This is a genomic window from Pseudomonas sp. ES3-33 (genome assembly GCF_000952175.1).
GTDB lineage: Bacteria > Pseudomonadota > Gammaproteobacteria > Pseudomonadales > Pseudomonadaceae > Aquipseudomonas > Aquipseudomonas gregormendelii.
In genome coordinates this window covers 74912-92359 of the sequence record NZ_JZRI01000078.1, presented here as the reverse complement: position 1 = coordinate 92359, position 17448 = coordinate 74912, and the positions used below count along the sequence as shown (strand labels likewise).

The following is a 17448-nucleotide window of genomic DNA, read 5'->3' as shown; positions in this document are numbered from 1 at the left end:
ACATCCTCACCCTCTTTCCCGGCCACGCCCCAGCGGCCCGTAATTTTGGGTACCCCATGAAAACACAACGTCTGCGCGCCGATGTCCTGGCCGGACTCACCACCTCGTTCGCCCTGCTCCCTGAATGCATCGCCTTTGCCCTGGTCGCCCATCTCAACCCGCTGATGGGGCTCTACGGTGCGTTCATCATCTGCACCCTCACCGCGCTGTTTGGCGGTCGCCCAGGCATGGTCTCGGGAGCTGCGGGCTCGATGGCGGTGGTGATCGTCGCACTGGTGGTGCAGCACGGCGTGCAGTACCTGCTGGCCACCGTGCTATTGGGCGGGCTGATCATGCTGGCGTTCGGGCTGCTCAAGCTGGGCAAGCTTGTACGCATGGTGCCGCACCCGGTGATGCTCGGTTTCGTCAACGGCCTGGCGATCATCATCGCCCTGGCACAACTCGAACACTTCAAGACCGGTGACGCCTGGCTCAGTGGTGCGCCGCTGTACATCATGCTCGGTCTGGTGGCCGTCACCATGGCCATCGTCTACCTGCTGCCACGCCTGACCCGTACCGTGCCGCCAGCGCTGGTCGCGATTCTCGGCGTGGGCCTGGCGGTGTTCCTGCTGGGCCTGCCGACCCGCACCCTCGGCGACATGGCGCACATCGCCGGTGGCCTGCCGACTTTTGCCCTGCCCGACATCCCGTGGAACCTGGAGACCCTGCGCATCGTCGCCCCCTACGCGATCCTGATGGCGCTGGTCGGCCTGCTGGAAACCCTGCTGACCCTCAACCTCACCGACGAAATCACCGAGAGCCGTGGCTATCCGGATCGCGAGTGTGTGGCACTGGGTGCGGCCAACATGGTCTCCGGGGCGTTCGGCGGCATGGGTGGCTGCGCGATGATCGGTCAGACCTTGATCAACCTCAGCTCCGGCGGCCATGGTCGACTGTCCGGCGTGGTGGCCGGGGTGCTGATCCTGCTGTTCGTGCTGTTCCTGTCGCCGCTGATCGAGCGCATCCCGCTGGCGGCGCTGGTTGGGGTGATGTTCGTGGTGTCACAGCAGACCTTCGCCTGGGCGTCGCTGCGAGTGCTCAACAAGGTGCCGCTTAACGACGTGCTGGTCATTGTCGCGGTCACCGTGATCACGGTGTTCACCGACCTGGCAACGGCCGTGCTCTGCGGGATCGTCATTGCGGCGCTCAACTTCGCCTGGCAACAGGCGCGCGAGCTGTATGCCGATACGCATATCGAGCCCGATGGCAGCAAGCTGTATCACCTGCACGGCACGCTGTTCTTCGCCTCGTCCACGCCGTTTCTCAACCAGTTCGATCCCGCCAGCGACCCCGACCTGGTGACCATCGACTGCCGCCACCTGAGCTTCGTCGACTACTCGGCCATTGCCGCGCTCATGACCCTGCGCGAGCGCTACGCCAAGGCCGGTAAACACCTGCGGGTGCTGCACCTGTCCGAACGCTGCAAAAAACTGCTCAAGCGCGCCCGGGTGACTCACGACTGACTGGGTCACTTGCGCCAGTCGCCAATCCCGCAGACACCCGATCCCCTGTGGGAGCCTGGCTTGCCAGCGATGACGGCCTGACATTCACCAGCGCCATCGCCGGCAAGCCGGGCTCCCACAGGTTCGCGTCAGCTTGGCTCCGCACTTCGATGAACCTGGCGAAACTCCCCTGGCGGCATTCCCCGCCGGCTCTTGAACGAGCGATGAAACGACCGGGACTCGGTAAACCCCAGGTACTGCGCGATATCCTGAATCGGCAGGGTGCTGTTGAGCAGGTAATGCTCCGCCAGCTCCTGGCGCAGGTCATCGAGGATCTGTTGATACGAAGTACCCGCCTGATGCAGCTGGCGTTGCAGGGTGCGCACCGACATGGCGAACTGTTCGGCTACTTGTTCCTTGCGCGGCAACCCCTCCTTGAGCAGCTGGCGCAGAATGCCCTTGACCCGCTCCTGCAGCGACGCATCCTCCAGGGTCGCCATCAACCCCAGCGCATGCTCTTCCAGGGTGCGCAGCAGTTGCGCATCGGCCTGGCGCAAGGGCAGCTGCAGGTAGGGCAGCGGCACGATCAGCGCCGAGTAGGACTGCTCAAACAGCACCGGGCAGTCGAAAAACGCCTCGTAGTGCGCCAGCGTGGTTTCGTCCGGCTGCACGTGCTCAAACCACACTGCGGCCGGCGCCAGCTTGGTGTCGGCAATCCAGCGCGCGTACTGCAGCCAGGAGCCGAGGACATTTTCCACCAGGTGCCGGCGAATGCGCGGGCGTTGGTGACGGCAGGTCCAGATCAGGTGCACCTGCGCGTCCTGCACCTCGGCGCGGCTGACGCCCATATCACCGACCAGTTTTTCGAACGGCATGATGCGGCTCATGGCATCGCCCAGGGTCGCGCAGTTCATGGTGATGTAACCCAACACACTCCAGGAATTGGGCAGCACGAAACGCGCCGAGTTGAGGCCGAACAGCGGGTCTGCCGAGTGGTCGCAGAAGTAGTCGAGCAACCGCTCATGGACCTCGCCCGGCAACCGCAGGCTGTTGTCGCTCAACTGTTGCGCCTGTAATCCGGCCGCCGCCAGCGCCGGCTCGGTGGCGATACCCAGTTGTTCGGCATAACGCAGGTATTTGAGCAGTGGCGGAACAGAAGTGAAGCCCAGCGATTGCATGATCGTGTTCCTTTGATCAAGGCCCGCATGTGCGGATGAATACCCTGAAAGGTAGTGTGAAACTACCGCTAAAGTAAATGGCCAGTCCTGGCGCGGTGTTTGACTCAATTGGCTACTCGAAGTGGCCGGATGCGACCGTGACACTTTCGGTGGGCTGGCTAGTATGGGTGTCTGAAACATCACTTATAAGAACCGCAAAAGGACACACGCATGCGACGCTGGAACGGCTGGGGAGAGGCAACCACGGTGGTCGAATTACCGGCCCAGGGCGCGGGATTTCTCGCCGAGCGGCTGGGTGTCGGTCGTGTATTGCCCGATGCAACGCTCGAAGAGGCGCTGGCCAGGGTACCGGCTTCGCGGCTGGCGGCGCATGGTCTGTACAGTATCGAGCCGCATGATCGCCTGCTGCATGCCCGGGGCCAGAGCCTGCCAGACTGGCTGGCGCTGCGCGAAGGGGCACCCGGCCTCTACCCCGACGCCGTGGCCTTTCCCGACAGCGCCGGGCAGATCCGCCAGTTGCTGGCGCTTGCCCAGACCCAGGACCTTTGCCTGATTCCCTACGGCGGCGGCACTTCGGTGGCCGGGCACATCAACCCACCAGACTCGGTGCGGCCAGTGGTGACGGTGTCCCTGGCCCGCATGAATCGCTTGCTGGACCTGGACGAGCAAAGCCTGCTGGCCACCTTCGGCCCCGGTGCCAGCGGCCCGCAGGTGGAGAGTCAGCTACGCGCCCGTGGTTACACCCTGGGGCATTTTCCGCAGTCGTGGGAGTTGTCGACCCTGGGCGGTTGGGTCGCCAGCCGCTCCAGCGGCCAGCAGTCGCTGCGCTACGGGCGAATCGAGCAGTTGTTCGCCGGCGGCACGCTGGAAACCTTTGCCGGCCCCTTGGAAATCGCCACCTTTCCGGCCTCGGCCGCCGGTCCCGATTTGCGCGAAGTGGTGCTCGGCTGTGAGGGGCGCTTCGGCATCATTTCCCAGGTCAAGGTGCGGGTCAGTGCGCTGCCGGCCGATGAGCGTTTCTACGGTGTATTCCTGCCCGACTGGTCACAGGCGCTGCAGGCGATCCGGCAGTTGGCCCAGGCGCGGGTGCCGTTGTCGATGCTGCGCCTGTCCAATGCCCTGGAAACCGAAACCCAGCTCGCCTTGGCCGGTCACCCGCAGCAGATTGCCTGGCTGGAAAAATACCTCGCCCTGCGCGGAGCCGGCGTCGGCAAATGCATGTTGACGTTCGGCGTCACCGGCAACCGCCGGCAGAACGCGCTGTCGCTCAGCCAGGCTCGCCAGCATTTGAAGGCCTTCGGTGGAGTCTTCACCGGTACCTTGCTCGGCAAGAAATGGGCGCAGAACCGCTTCCGTTTTCCCTACCTGCGGGAAAACCTGTGGAATGCCGGTTATGTGGTCGACACCCTGGAAACCGCTACCGACTGGAGCAATGTCGACAACCTGCTCGAGCGCATCGAGCAAAGCCTGCGTGCTGCACTTGCGGCCCAGGGTGAGCAGGTGCACGTGTTCACCCACCTGTCCCATGTGTATGGCGAAGGTTCGAGCATCTACACCACCTACGTCTTTCGTCCGGCGGCGGATTACCCGGCGACCCTGGCACGCTGGCAGGCGCTCAAGCACGCCGCCAGTCAAACCATCGTCGACAACGGCGGCACCATCAGTCACCAGCATGGCGTGGGCAAGGACCACGCGGCGTATCTGCTGCGGGAGAAGGGGGCGCTGGCGATGGACACCTTGCAGGCGTTGAGTCGGCATTTCGATCCGGCCGGGCGGCTTAACCCTGGCACGTTGCTGCAGGAGTGACGCCGATGAACCCGGACTGGAATGGCGCGTGGCGAGAGGCCGCGCTGCCGACCCTGGCGGATGAGGCCTGGGACCTGATCGTCATCGGTGGCGGTATCAGCGGTGCCGGTATCGTGCGTGAGGCCGCGCGCCGTGGCTGGCGCTGCCTGTTGTTGGAACAGCGCGACTTCGCCTGGGGCACCTCCAGTCGTTCTTCGAAAATGGTCCATGGCGGCTTGCGTTACATCGCCAAGGGCCAGTGGCGCCTGACTCGCGACTCAGTGCGCGAGCGCCAGCGCCTGCTGGATGAAGCTCCAGGGTTGGTGGAGCCCATGAGTTTCATGATGCCGCATTACCGCGGCGGCTTTCCTGGCCCCCGCGTCATGGGTGGTTTGTTGGCCGTGTATGACGCGTTGGCCGGGAGGCGCAATCACCGTTTTCATGACGCGCAGCAGCTGCGGTACATGGCACCGGGAGTGAAGGAAGACGATTTGCTGGGCGGCTCCGGTTTTGTCGATGCGCTGACCGACGACGCCCGCCTGGTGATGCGTGTATTGGCCGAGGCACGTGCTGACGGCGCGGTCGTGCTCAATGGCCTGCGAGTCGTCCGATTGCTGCGCGAAGGCGGGCGGGTGTGCGGGGTGCAGGTCGAGGACTGCGAAGGCGGGGCAGGGCTGCAACTGCGCTGTGGCGTGTTGGCGGTGGCGACCGGTGCCTGGGCTGAACGTCTGCGACCGCCTGAACATCCCCGTCAATTGCGACCGTTGCGTGGCAGTCATCTGTTGCTGCCAGGGTGGCGTTTGCCGGTGGCCCAGGCCTTCACTTTTCTGCATCACGGCGACCGCCGCCCGGTGTTTGTTTTTCCGTGGGAAGGCGCCACCGTCGTGGGCACCACGGACCTGGATCATCACGACGACCTGGACCTGAGCGCCAGCATCAGCACCGAGGAGCTCGACTACCTGCTGGCAGCCTGCGCCCAGCAGTTCCCCCAGGCCGCGGTGGTGGCTGGCGATGTGCTGTCGACCTGGTCCGGCGTGCGCCCGGTGGTGGGCAGCGCTGCTGGCCAGCAGCAGGGTAAACCGTCAAACGAAACCCGCGAGCATGTGCTGTGGCAAGAGCCCGGTTGTGTGACGCTGGCGGGGGGCAAGCTGACCACATTCCGCCCGCAGGCCATTGAAGTGCTCAAGGCCTGTGCGCCGATGCTCGGGCGTACGTTGAACGATGACGGCGCGCCAGTGTTTGCCGCCGTGCCACCTCTGGTGATCCCGGGGCTCAGCAGCTACCAGTGGCGGCGGTTGGCCGGGCGTCACGGTCGAGCCCTGCCGCGACTGGCGCAATTGCTCGAAGAGTTGGGCCATGACACCGTCGGCGCCACTGATACCTTGTGGGCGGAACTGGCGCTGGCCTGCGACACTGAAATGGTCCTGCACCTGGATGACCTGCTGTTGCGCCGCACCCGCCTGGGGCTGTTGCTGCGCGCCGGCGGCGAGGCGTTTTTGCCCGCCATTCGCCAACTGTGCCAGCCCCGGCTGGGCTGGGATGATGCCCGTTGGCAGCAGGAGGAGCAGCTGTACCGGGCGTTGTGGCAGCGGCAGCACGGCTTGCCATGAAGCGGCCGCCACGAACCGTAAAAAACCGCAGATATGCAGGCCCTCATGCCCATTGAAGAGAGCTCCATGGACAACCCGAACAAGCGTTACCTGCTGGCCATCGACAATGGAACCCAAAGCGTGCGGGCGTTGCTGTTCGATCTTCAGGGCAATCTGCTGGGCAAAGGCAAGGTCGAGCTGCAAGCCTACTACTCCACCCAGCCTGGCTGGGCCGAGCAGGACCCGGATTATTACTGGGCCAAACTGGGTGAAGCCTGCCAGTTGCTGTGGGCGCAGACCGGGATTGATCGAGCACAGATTGCCGGCGTTTCCCTGACCACCCAGCGCGGCACCCTGATCAACGTCGACGCCCAGGGCAACCCGCTGCGCCCGGCGATCCTCTGGCTCGACCAGCGCCAGACCGAGGTCGAAGGCGGCATCAAGGGGCCTTGGGGCTGGCTGTTCAAACTGGTGGGTGCGCAGGCCACCGTGGACTATTTTCGCGCCCAGGCCGAAGCCAACTGGGTCGCTCGTCATCAGCCTGAAGTGTGGGCGGCGACCGACAAGTTTTTGCTGCTCTCAGGATTTCTCACCCATCGCCTGTGCGGGCGCTTTGTCGATTCGGTTGGCGGCTGCGTCGGTTATCTGCCCTTCGACTTCAAGCGCCTGCGCTGGGCGGCGCCCTCCGACTGGAAATGGCAGGCCCTGGCGGTGCGTCCCGAGCAACTGCCCAGCCTGCTCAAGCCCGGCGAAACCCTGGGCTACATCAGCGCCACTGCCAGCCGCCACACCGGCATTCCCGAAGGGCTGCCGCTGATTGCCGCCGGTGCCGACAAGGCTTGCGAGGTGGTGGGCGCCGGGGTGGTCGATTCCAGCACGGTGTGCCTGTCCTATGGCACCACGGCGACCATCACCAGCACCCGTTCGCGCTACCTGGAAATTGTCCCGCTGATCCCGCCTTATCCGGCGGCCGTTCCGGACCACTACAACTGCGAGGTGATGATCTACCGCGGTTACTGGATGGTCAGCTGGTTCAAGAACGAGTTCGGCCTGCGGGAAATGCAACAGGCCAGGGAGCAGGGGGTGGAGCCGGAGCAACTGTTCGACGCCCTGGTCAATGCCGTGCCTGCGGGGTCCATGGGGTTGATGCTGCAACCCTACTGGTCACCCGGCATTCGCGAGCCGGGAGTCGAAGCCAAAGGCGCGATGATCGGCTTCGGCGACGTGCACACCCGCGCGCACATCTATCGGGCGATCCTCGAAGGCCTGGCTTACGCCTTGCGCCAGGGCATGGAGAGTATCGAGAAGCGCTCGAAGGTCTCCATCAAGCGCTTGCGCATCGCCGGAGGAGGTTCCCAGAGCGATGCGGCGATGCAGCTGACGGCGGACATTTTCGGCCTGCCTGCCGAGCGGCCGCATGTGTACGAGGCCTCTGGTCTGGGCGCGGCCATTTGCTGCGCCGTCGGGCTGGGACTGCACGCGGACTTTGCCACGGCAACGGCGGCGATGACCCGGGTCGGCGCGGTATTCATGCCCCAGGCCGAGGCGCATCAGACCTACGAGCGCCTGTACAAGGAGGTGTACCTGCGCATGTATCGTCAGTTGAAACCGTTGTACCAAAGCATTCGCGAGATCACGGGTTACCCGGCTTGATGCGTTGAGCAACCCATGGCGCTATCGGAGAACTTTTTCGGCCGGATCGGACAGTGTCACGGCCAGGTGTGGTTGTTAGGCTCATCCCTACTGCACATCCAATAAGAAATCCGAGCAATGAAGCTGCCATTTATCCTGCTGGTGTTGTGTGTCACGGCCCCGTCAGCCTGGGGCTGGTCCAATCACACAGTGGGCAGCTACCTGGCATTGCAAGCGTTGCCCGCCCTGCGCGAAGCGCCCCAGGTGGAAGTCGAGCCCCTGGAGCAGTTCCTCGCCCAGCAGTACCCGGCAGTGGCCCAATTGCTCGATGAGCAGGAGCAGTTTGCCCGCCAGCATTTCGCCCAATACCCGCCACGTCCCGACGACCTGAAACTACCCGCCGAACCCGGGGACAATCTGCAACACGCCTTCCTTACCGCGTTGCGCATCAACCCGCAGATTCATCTGGCGATGGTCATCCAGCCACTGCCGGGACGCGACCTGCCCGAACGCGAATACTTGAAGGCCAACCAGGTGATGGTTGAGCAGACCCTCTCGCCCTGGAATCGCCAGCGCTTTATCCACGTGCTGACCGGCGAAAAACTGCCGCCCCTGGCGGTGCTGGCCAGCGCCGCCGACGAGCCGGATTATGGCCACGACATCAATCTGTTCAGCGACAACCCTGGCGAGGTCGGCGGGCGCTACGGCTTCGGCCCGCAGCCTTTTGGCGACTCACGTTTTCAATACAGCTCCCAGGCTCCCTTCCACATGGGCTTCTTCCATGAGAGCCCAGTGGTGTACGCCGCTGCCGGTTTTCTGCAGCGCAGTTGGCCGCACTGGCGCGCTTACCAATACATGGGGCTGGCGCGCCTGGCCTTCGCGACGGGGCATTCGTATTGGGGTTACCGCTTCCTTGGCTGGGGCCTGCACCACATACAGGACCTGACCCAGCCCTATCACGCCAAGCCACTGCCCGGCGCCGGGCTGGCGAGTCTTCTGCTCATGGAAGGCAAGGCCCTGGCGGGTTTCGACAGCGACAAACACGCCGCCATCCAGCGCGTCGCGACCCGGCACATGGAGGTCGAGAAGTATCAAGCCGCCTGGCTGCGGCGGCTACTGAAAGCCGGAGAACCGCACCCGATGATCGCGGCATACGCCAGGCTCGCTGAAGACGCCGATTACCCGCCGTACTCGGTGGACTACCTGCGTGAAGTGGTCAGTGCCCAGGCCGTCGCCGAGTCCGCAGCCTTTGATGAGGCCATCGAACAATGGCTGGCGACTGCCCCGGCCACCACGGACTTCAGCGCCAGCAATCAGGTCTCGCGCGAAGACTACGACCACCCGCAACTCAACCGGCAGCTGTTGCAGTTGCTGGGGCATTTCGGCGCGCACAGCCGGATTTATGTCAGGGCGGGGTTGGCGCCCTGACCATCGCGGCAAAGTTGCCCGCACACCCCAACAATAAAATCAGGGAAGGAGAAACTGACCATGAGGATGCGCTTACAACTGTCTGGCGCCGGCATCACCGGAGCAGGCCTGGCAGGGCTGCTGCAACTGTGCGCGGTGGACGCGGTACAGGCCGTGGAATTCAGTGTGCTCGACCAGCAGGTCACCGGCTCGTTTGACAGCACCTTGTCTTATGGCCGCATGTGGCGGGTGCAGGGACGGGACAAAACCAACGATGACGTCAATACCAACGACGGCAACCGCAACTTCGATACCGGGCTGGTTTCCGAGGTGTACAAGATCACTTCCGAGCTTGAGGCCAACTACCAGAACTACGGGTTGTTCGTGCGCGGCACCGCGTTCTATGACACCCAGCTGATGGACAAGCGCAACGATTACTACCGCAACAACAGTCCCTCGCAGCCGAGCCAGAGTTATCCCCAGGACGACCACTTCACCGACCAGACCCGCGATATTGCCGGCAACCGGGTGGAGATGCTCGACGCCTACGTGTATGGCAACTGGGACGTGGCATCGATGCCGGTGACGGGCCGCCTTGGGCGCCAGGTGTTCAACTGGGGCGAGGGCATTTTCTATCGGGGCGGGATCAACACCACCAACCCGGTGGACGCTGCCAAGTACCGTTTGCCCGGTGCCGAGGTCAAGGAAGTGCTGATTCCGGTCGAGGCGCTCAGCTTCAACATCGGCCTGACCGACACCCTGACCATGGAGAGTTTCTACCAGACCAACTGGAAGGAAACCCGCATCGATCCGGTCGGCACCTTCTACGCCCAGACCGACCTGTTCGCCGATGGCGGCAACACCGCCTACAACAATTTTACCGGCACTGCGCTGGATACACCGGTGCCAGGTTTCGGCAATGTAATCGACCTGTACAGCGCGCTGGGCAATAACCCGTTGCTCAACCAGGCGCTGGGTAGCACCGGCCTGTACGCCAACGGCGTGACCCCGGCGTTCGGCAATACGCTGAAGGTGGCGTCGGTGGGCAAGGACTACAACGCCCGCAACGACGGGCAGTTTGGCTTCGCCTTGCGCTACATTGCCGAGCAGCTCAACAGCACCGAGTTCGGGCTGTACATGGTCAACTATCACGCCAAGGAGCCGACCATTTCCGCCAACCTTGGTGGTTACCAGGGCATCGACATGGACGCCTTGACCAATCTGCTCGCCGGGGTTGCCGGCAGCCAGGCCGGGCAACTGGCCAACGGCCTGGCGACCGCCGACGTCCTGGGTAATATCCAGGCACATCGGCGCTATGCCGAAGACATTCGCATGTATGGCTTCAGCTTCAACACCACCCTGGGCCAGGCGTCGGTATTCGGTGAAGTGGCTTATCGGCCGAACCTGCCGATCGGCGTCGCCGCAACCAACGACCTGATCGGCGACCTGGCCAACGGCGCTGCTGCGGCGGCTGCCGGGCAGACGATCAATATCGGCGGGCAGATGGTCCAGCTCGACAGCCAGATCAACAACGGCGAGCGGGTCGAAGCGTTCAACACCTCCCTGGGGACGATCTACAACTTCGGCCCGAGCCTGTCGTTCGACTCGATGTTCGGCGTATTCGAACTGGCGTCCGAGCACTTGCGTGGCAGCAACCTGCAATACACCGCCTACGACGGCAGCACCCGTTATTACGCCGGCACCGGCAACTATTCCTACGTGTCCGGCGGCGATCGCGGCGACCAGGTCAACCGCAACTCCTACAGCTACACCGCCATGGTCAACGGCACCTGGAACGATGTGTATGCCGGGGTCAACGTCTCGCCCTATGTCGTCTACAAGGATGATTTCAAGGGCAACAGCTACCAGGCGGGCAACACCATCGAAGGGCGCAAGGCCTACACCCTGGGCATCAAGGCCAACTACCAGAACAGGTTCGAGGCCGAGTTGCAGTACACCGAGTTCTACGGCGGAGGCCAGAACAACGGTATCCGCGACCGCGACAACGTTGGGTTCAACCTCAAGTACTTCCTGTGATGGCCCGGTTCAGGTAAGCGCACTCAATGGTGGGAGCGCGCCTCTGTAGGAGCAAAGCTTGCTCGCGATGCAGGCGACCGGGTCAACGGCGTCATCGTTGATCGCGGGCAAGCCTTGCTCCCACAGGATTTCTATTTTGGAGAATGTCCATGTTGCATACGTCACGACTGATCAACACTACGCTGGCCGTGTTTCTGAGCCTGGCTGCCGGCAGCGCGCTGGCAGCCATCACGCCCCAGCAAGCGCAGCAACTCAAGACCACACTGACCCCTCTGGGCGCCGAGCGTGCCGGCAACGCTGCCGGCACCATTCCGGCCTGGGACGGCGGCATCACCCAGCCGCCCGCGGGCTACAAACCGGGCCAGCATCACCCCGACCCGTACGCAACAGACAAGCCACTGTTCACCATCACCAAGGCCAACCTTGACCAGTACAAGGCGCACCTCAGTGCAGGTCAGATCGCACTGTTCAACAGCTACCCCGACACCTTCCAGATGCCGGTGTACACCAGTCGTCGCTCGGGCTCGGCGCCGCAGTGGCTGTACGACAACACGTTCAAGAACGCCACCAGCGCGAAGCTGCTCGATGGCGGTACCGGCTTTGCCGATGCCTATGGCGGCGTACCCTTCCCGGTGCCCAAGGATGGCGTAGAAGCGTTGTGGAACCACATCACCCGCTATCGCGGGATCTACGTAGTCCGACGCGCCTCCGAAGCGCCGGTGCAGCGTAATGGCAGCTTCGCCCTGGTGACCTCGCAACAGGAAGGGCTGTTCAACTACTACCGCCCGGGCGGCCAGTTCGCCGACCTGAAAAACATCCTGTTCTACTACCTGGCCTTCGTCAAAAGCCCGGCCCGGCTGGCCGGTGGTGCGGCGCTGATCCACGAGACCCTGGACCAGCTCAAGGACCCACGCCAGGCCTGGATCTACGACGCCGGCCAGCGCCGCGTGCGGCGGGCACCGAACCTGGCTTACGACACGCCGATCGCCTCGTCGGACGGCCTGCGCACAGCCGACGACACCGACCTGTTCAATGGCTCCCCGGACCGCTACGACTGGAAGCTCAAGGGCAAGCAGGAGGTCTACATTCCCTACAACAGCTACAAGGTAGGCAGCCCCCAGGTGAAGTACTCAGACCTGCTCACCCCCGGCCACCTCAACCCGCAATACACCCGCTACGAACTGCACCGGGTGTGGGTCGTGGAAGGCACGCTCAAACCCGGCTCGCGGCACATCTATTCCAAACGAGTGCTGTTCCTCGATGAAGACAGCTGGGGCGCCGCGCTGGTGGATCAGTACGACGGGCGAGGGGAGTTGTGGCGGGTGTCGATGGGCTACCTGAAGAACTTCTACGACCTGCCCACCACCTGGAGCGCCCTGGACGTGTTCCACGACCTGCAGGCGCGCCGTTACTACGTGCAGAACCTGGATAACGAAGAACCGCAGACCGTGGACTTCTCCCAGCCGATCCCCGAAGACGCCTATTTCATGCCATCGGCGTTGCGCCAGCGTGGGACGCGGTGAGGTAGGCGCCAAGCCTGCACGGGTTACCGGGCTGACTGGCACGCCCTGCAAATAAAACGTGCTACGCTGCAATCAATGATTTCATTGATTGCAGGAGTGCGTCATGGCGAGCATCACAATTCGAAACCTTGACGATCAGATAAAGGAGCAACTGCGCATTGCTGCAGCTCATCATGGTCATTCCATGGAAGAGGAGGCTCGTCTGATCCTGGGGCGGGCGTTGTCACCCGTGCAGCGTGCTGGTGGCTTGGGGAGTCGTATTCACCAGCGATTTTCCGGTGACGCTGGAGTAGAGCTAAACCTTCCATCACGGCATGAAAAAGCGACTGCGGTGGACTTTTCTGAATGATCTTGCTCGACACAAATGTTCTTTCAGAGTTTATGCGCGTCGAACCTGATTCAAAGGTTCTGGATTGGGTCGATTCGCAGCCGGCGATGGAGCTCGCTATCAGCGCGATCACTGTCGCGGAAATTCTGCACGGCATCGCTCGACTTCCGGTCGGTAAGCGCAAACAGAAACTGGAATCCCATGCGATGGCGATGTTCGAAGAGGATTTCGCCGGACGCATTCTGCCGTTTGATGCTCACGCTGCGGTGGCGTATGCGGCGCTGGTAGCAGGCGCAGAGGCAAGTGGTCGAACGGTTTCGATGGCTGATGCGCAAATCGCCGCCATTTGCCGAAGCCATGGGGCGGCGATTGCCACGCGAAACGTGCGGGACTTCGAGTTTTCCGCAGTTGAAGTGATCAACCCGTGGGATGCTTGAACTTCACAGGCCGTCAGACCATTTCTTCGCAACGCCGCCTGGCACAACTCCGTTCCCACAGGGATATGTGTCGTTCGATGAACTCGTGAACGACGTAAACCTTGTGGGAGCGGCGGTGCTTGGCGAAACGATCTTCCATTTACCGCAATCGCGTGATCAAACGCGGAAGTGGCTCACCATCATCTGCAACTGACCCCCCAGCCGCGCCAGTTCGACACTGGACTTGGCCGTCTCGTCGCTCGCTGCCGCGGTCTGTTCAGACACGTCGCGCACGTTGATGATGCTGCGGCTGATCTCTTCGGCCACGGCGCTTTGCTGTTCGGCCGCGGCGGCGATCTGCTGGTTCATCGACTGGATGTTCGACACCGTGCGGGTGATGGTCTCCAGGGACAGGCCAGCCTTGCGGGTCAGGGCGACACTGCTGTCGGTCAGGGTGCGGCTGTTGTTCATCACCGTCGATACCTGCTGGGTGCCGTTCTGCAAACCGGCCACCAGGCCTTCGATCTCCTCGGTGGATTTCTGCGTGCGCTGGGCCAGCCCGCGAACCTCATCGGCAACCACGGCAAAGCCACGGCCGGCTTCACCGGCGCGAGCCGCTTCGATGGCAGCGTTGAGGGCAAGCAGATTGGTCTGCTCGGCGACGGCTTTGATCACGTCCATGACGCTGCCGATCTTGTCGCTTTCCTGTTGCAGCACACTCATGGCTTCGGTGGAACGCGCCACTTCGCTGGCCAGGCGTTCGATCTGCGCAATGGCTTCGTTGACCACCTTGTCGCCTGCACGCGCTTCGCCATCAGCGGCGGCGGCCGCTTGCGAGGCCTGTTCGGCATTGCGCGCCACCTCCTGCACAGTCGCGGTCATCTCGTGCATGGCGGTGGCCACCTGATCGGTCTCGACCTTCTGGCTGTTGACGCCGGCGCTGGTTTGCTCGGTGACGGCGGACAGCTCTTCAGCGGCACTGGCAATCTGTGCGACGCCGTCGCGGATGCCGCTGATCAGTTCACGCAGGGTCACGCCCATGCGCGCGATGCCTTGTTGCAACACGCCCAGTTCATCGCGGCGAGTGACCTTGATGTCCTGCGAAAGGTCGCCTCCGGCAATACGCTCGACCACCGCCAGGGTTTCCCGCAGCGGGCCGGTGATCTGCCGGGTGATGAGCACAGCGGCAATGATGCCCACCAGCAGCGCCAGCAGGGTGCTGATCAATTGCAGGGTGCGCGCCTGTGCGCTTTCGACGTCGCGGCGGTCGAGCTGGATTTGATACAGCTGATCGCTCAGGGACACGATGGCCGCGCCTTCGTCGGTCATTTCCTTGCGCGCCTGAACCGCCTCACTGCTGGCATTCTTGTAAGCCTGCAATGCACTGCGGTAGTTGCCCAGCGCGGTTTCCAGCTGACGCAGTGCGTCGAGCTGAGTATCAGCGAAATGCACGTTGAGCGGTGTCAGGCTGGCAATCGCGGCGTCCAGTTGGCCGAGCGCTTTTTGCTCGGTCTCGCCGTTGGTGGTGGCGGTGTAGCCGCGCACTTCGTAGCGAGCCAGCAGGAAGGCTTCCTTGGCCGCAGTGATGGCCTGGAACTGTTCAAAGCGCTGGTCGCCGGGCGGCATTTGCTGCACGCGAGTGTTGATGGCATTGATCAGCGAATTGGCGATTTCGGCGTTGGCGCCCATGGCGTCGCGCGCGCTGTTGCCGGAGCGGTAGGCACTGCGCATCTTGTTCAGGGACGTTTTGTAGGCGTCGATCTGAGCGCCTTGCTCGCGCAGCAGCTTGAGGTTTTCCGGGCTCTTGAATTTCACCAGCAACGCTTGTTGCTGGGCGGAAAACGCGTCGAGGGTGGTCTGTACATTCTGCGCGGCGGTTTCGTCGCCGTTGGTCAGCATGTATTGCAGGCGTACCACTCGCAACTTGGTCAGGCCAGCGTTGAGCTGGGTGATGTCGCTCATCCAGTTGCTGCGGTCAATCAACCCGCCCAGGCTCGTCCAGCCGGTCAGGGCGAGGACGCAGGTCAGTGCCAGGACCAGGCCAAATCCCAGGCCCAGTTTCAGGTTTACGCTGATGTTGCCGAACCAGCTATTCATCACAATTCCTCCAGGAACGTTGTGTTTCTTGATCGTCGTTAGGCTGGAAGATTGTTGTTTTTGAGAGCCAGCAAAAAATGGGTAGCAGGGGGGGTATCGGCAGCTGGCCTGGTAACTGAAGGTCAAAAGATCGCAGCCTCGTTTCACTTGGCAGCTCCTACGAGGGAGCCCGCCGCGGGCCTGCTGTAGGAGCTGCCGAGCGAAACGAGGCTGCGATCTTTTCTTAAGCTTTTTTTCACATTCGTTTCACCCCCTGCCAACGCCCCACTCTCTAACTTCGCGGCATCAAATGAAGATGATGCATGCCGGCGAGGCGGCCAGATGTGGAATTAAGACTGAGTCTGTTGGGCATAAAGCGCTCTATTGATCTGAGCTGGCTGACCCGTTATCGAAATACGGTCGTGGTCCTGGCGTCTGCCCTGCTGGTGATTCCGTTGACCCTCTGGCTGTTGGCACCCGCCGCCGTACCCGACCTGGCCCATGGCAATACTGCTGGCGCCCGGGCATTGTTCGATGGCTGGGCCAAGGGCGACATGATCGTCCTGGTGCGCCACGTTGAGCGTTGCGATCACTCCAGCGCCGCGTGCCTGAGTGGCGAGGACGGCATCACCTCGCGCTCGCGCAGTGTCGCGGTGGGCGTCGGCGCGCAGTTCGAGCAGTTGGGGCTCGACAAGGCGGACGTCTACAACAGCCCGATACTGCGTACTGCGCAGACGGCCGGGTACATGTTCAACAAAGTGGGCGCCGGTGAAGAGTGGTTGATCAATTGCCGGGGCACCATGCTGAAGGATGCACTGATGCATAAAGTACCGGGCCGCAACCTGATTCTGGTCACGCACAGCGAGTGCATGGCGCAACTGGAAAAAGACCTCAAGCTGCCCGTCTCGACCCTCGGTTACGGGGCGTCGCTGTTCATCTCTGCCCAAGCCTTTACCGTGCCGCGCATGCTGGGCTTCGTAGAAGCTTCCGACTGGCGCTCGGTGACCACCCAATGAGCCGATCCATGCGCTTCTATGCCTTCAATTTCGGTATCCCGCTGGCCCTCGCCGTCGCGGTGTTCCTGCTGTTCGACCTGACCCGAATCGACATCGCCTTCAATGATCTTTTTTATGACCCGGTCAGCCAGACTTTCCCGCTGGACCACGTGCACCTGTTCGAAAAAATCACGCATAAATGGGCGCGCATCATCCCCAACTGGACCGGTGAAATCGCAATCGTCGGCGCCTTGCTGTCCTTTTTATGGCCGCGTCTGAAGGCTGAAAAGCATGCGAAGCTCATCCGCTTCCTGGAGCGAATCAAGCTGGCCCCGGTGCTGCGATTTGCCACCAGGCACCGTCGGGATTTCCTGTACGTGGTGTTCGCGTTTTCCATCAGCACCGGCGTGATCCACTACCTCAAGGGCCACACCAGCGTGTACTGCCCGATTGAAACCACCCAGTACGGCGGCAAGATCGAGCACAAGGAGTGGTACCAGAACTTCGACCTGCTCAAAGTCGCGGGTGAAGGGCGCTGCTGGCCAGGCGGGCATGCCTCGGGTGGTTTCACCATGCTGGCGCTGTACTTCGTGGCGCGTCGTTATCGCTGGCGCTATTCCAAGGCGCTGATGTACGGCTCGCTGGCGCTGGGTTTCGTGTACGGCACCACCCGAGTCCTGCAAGGGTGGCACTACATGTCCCACACCTTCTGGGCCGGGATCTTCGTGTGGCTGGCCTGCCTGCTGACGGCGCTGGCGTTCTACGGTCGCGCGCGGCTGGAAGTGCCCGTGACGCAGGCGCGATCACCCGAGGCGGTGCTCTCGCCAGCAAGTTCGCTCCCATAACCCCCCGTAGGAGCTGCCAAGTGAAACGAGGCTGCGATCTTTTTTCCCGCAGACAAAAAAAAGCCCGCGGGAGGGCGGGCAAACCGTAGTTTCTTGAATGAGCGGGGCCAATGTACCGGTTGCCGCCGTGCAGTGGGGTGAAGAAAAATTCATCCG

Annotated in this window: 13 protein-coding genes and 1 pseudogene; 11 read left to right on the top strand and 3 right to left on the bottom strand. The window is 62.7% G+C overall.

Annotated features, from left to right (window positions below; genetic code table 11):
* Nucleotides 1–56: 56 nt before the first annotated feature.
* Nucleotides 57–1502 carry a SulP family inorganic anion transporter gene (locus UB23_RS14920; protein ID WP_045060081.1) on the top strand — a complete coding sequence of 482 codons (1446 nt, stop codon included), beginning with the start codon at nucleotides 57–59 and terminating at the stop codon, nucleotides 1500–1502.
* 128 nt (nucleotides 1503–1630) lie between these two features.
* On the opposite strand, the gene gliR is transcribed toward UB23_RS14920, so the two are convergent.
* Nucleotides 1631–2659, bottom strand: a complete 1029-nt coding sequence (gene gliR / locus UB23_RS14915; RefSeq protein WP_045060080.1) for an AraC family transcriptional regulator GliR — start codon at nucleotides 2657–2659, stop codon at nucleotides 1631–1633.
* A gap of 210 nt (nucleotides 2660–2869) precedes the next feature.
* Here gliR and UB23_RS14910 point away from each other — a divergent pair, with 210 nt between their 5' ends.
* From UB23_RS14910 to UB23_RS14875, 8 genes are all read left to right on the top strand, one after another.
* Complete coding sequence (locus UB23_RS14910; RefSeq protein ID WP_045060079.1) at nucleotides 2870–4465, top strand: FAD-binding oxidoreductase; 1596 nt, start codon at nucleotides 2870–2872, stop codon at nucleotides 4463–4465.
* Nucleotides 4466–4470: 5 nt separating this feature from the next.
* Nucleotides 4471–6054, top strand: a complete 1584-nt coding sequence (locus UB23_RS14905) for a glycerol-3-phosphate dehydrogenase/oxidase (RefSeq protein WP_045060078.1) — start codon at nucleotides 4471–4473, stop codon at nucleotides 6052–6054.
* Between the two features lie 66 nt (nucleotides 6055–6120).
* A complete protein-coding gene (locus UB23_RS14900) occupies nucleotides 6121–7686 on the top strand; it encodes an FGGY-family carbohydrate kinase (protein WP_045060098.1) in 1566 nt (521 codons plus the stop codon).
* Between the two features lie 117 nt (nucleotides 7687–7803).
* A complete protein-coding gene (locus tag UB23_RS14895; protein WP_045060077.1) occupies nucleotides 7804–9093 on the top strand; it encodes a phospholipase in 1290 nt (429 codons plus the stop codon).
* 60 nt (nucleotides 9094–9153) lie between these two features.
* The gene (locus UB23_RS14890; RefSeq protein WP_045060076.1) at nucleotides 9154–11109 is read left to right on the top strand and encodes a DUF1302 domain-containing protein; all 1956 of its coding nucleotides are present in this window, start codon (nucleotides 9154–9156) and stop codon (nucleotides 11107–11109) included.
* Between the two features lie 149 nt (nucleotides 11110–11258).
* Nucleotides 11259–12632 (top strand): DUF1329 domain-containing protein, encoded by a 1374-nt coding sequence (locus UB23_RS14885; protein WP_045060075.1) that lies wholly within the window; start codon nucleotides 11259–11261, stop codon nucleotides 12630–12632.
* Nucleotides 12633–12735: 103 nt separating this feature from the next.
* Nucleotides 12736–12981 (top strand): FitA-like ribbon-helix-helix domain-containing protein, encoded by a 246-nt coding sequence (locus UB23_RS14880; RefSeq protein ID WP_045060074.1) that lies wholly within the window; start codon nucleotides 12736–12738, stop codon nucleotides 12979–12981.
* Nucleotides 12978–13397, top strand: a complete 420-nt coding sequence (locus UB23_RS14875) for a type II toxin-antitoxin system VapC family toxin (RefSeq protein ID WP_045060073.1) — start codon at nucleotides 12978–12980, stop codon at nucleotides 13395–13397. The genes UB23_RS14880 and UB23_RS14875 overlap by 4 nt, the downstream gene beginning before the upstream one ends.
* 156 nt (nucleotides 13398–13553) lie before the next feature.
* Here the strand turns inward: UB23_RS14875 and UB23_RS30770 are convergent, their stop codons facing one another.
* On the bottom strand, nucleotides 13554–14417 hold the full coding sequence (locus UB23_RS30770) for a methyl-accepting chemotaxis protein (RefSeq protein ID WP_442963629.1): 864 nt from the start codon (nucleotides 14415–14417) through the stop codon (nucleotides 13554–13556).
* A pseudogene (locus UB23_RS30765) lies at nucleotides 14412–15338 on the bottom strand (methyl-accepting chemotaxis protein); the annotation flags it as partial. The gene UB23_RS30770 and the pseudogene UB23_RS30765, both read right to left, overlap by 6 nt.
* A gap of 458 nt (nucleotides 15339–15796) precedes the next feature.
* Here UB23_RS30765 and UB23_RS14865 point away from each other — a divergent pair.
* A complete protein-coding gene (locus UB23_RS14865; RefSeq protein ID WP_045060097.1) occupies nucleotides 15797–16468 on the top strand; it encodes a histidine phosphatase family protein in 672 nt (223 codons plus the stop codon).
* Nucleotides 16465–17292, top strand: coding sequence for a phosphatase PAP2 family protein (locus tag UB23_RS14860; RefSeq protein ID WP_045060071.1), 828 nt, complete (start codon nucleotides 16465–16467; stop codon nucleotides 17290–17292). The genes UB23_RS14865 and UB23_RS14860 overlap by 4 nt, the downstream gene beginning before the upstream one ends.
* The last annotated feature ends 156 nt before the right edge of the window (nucleotides 17293–17448 follow it).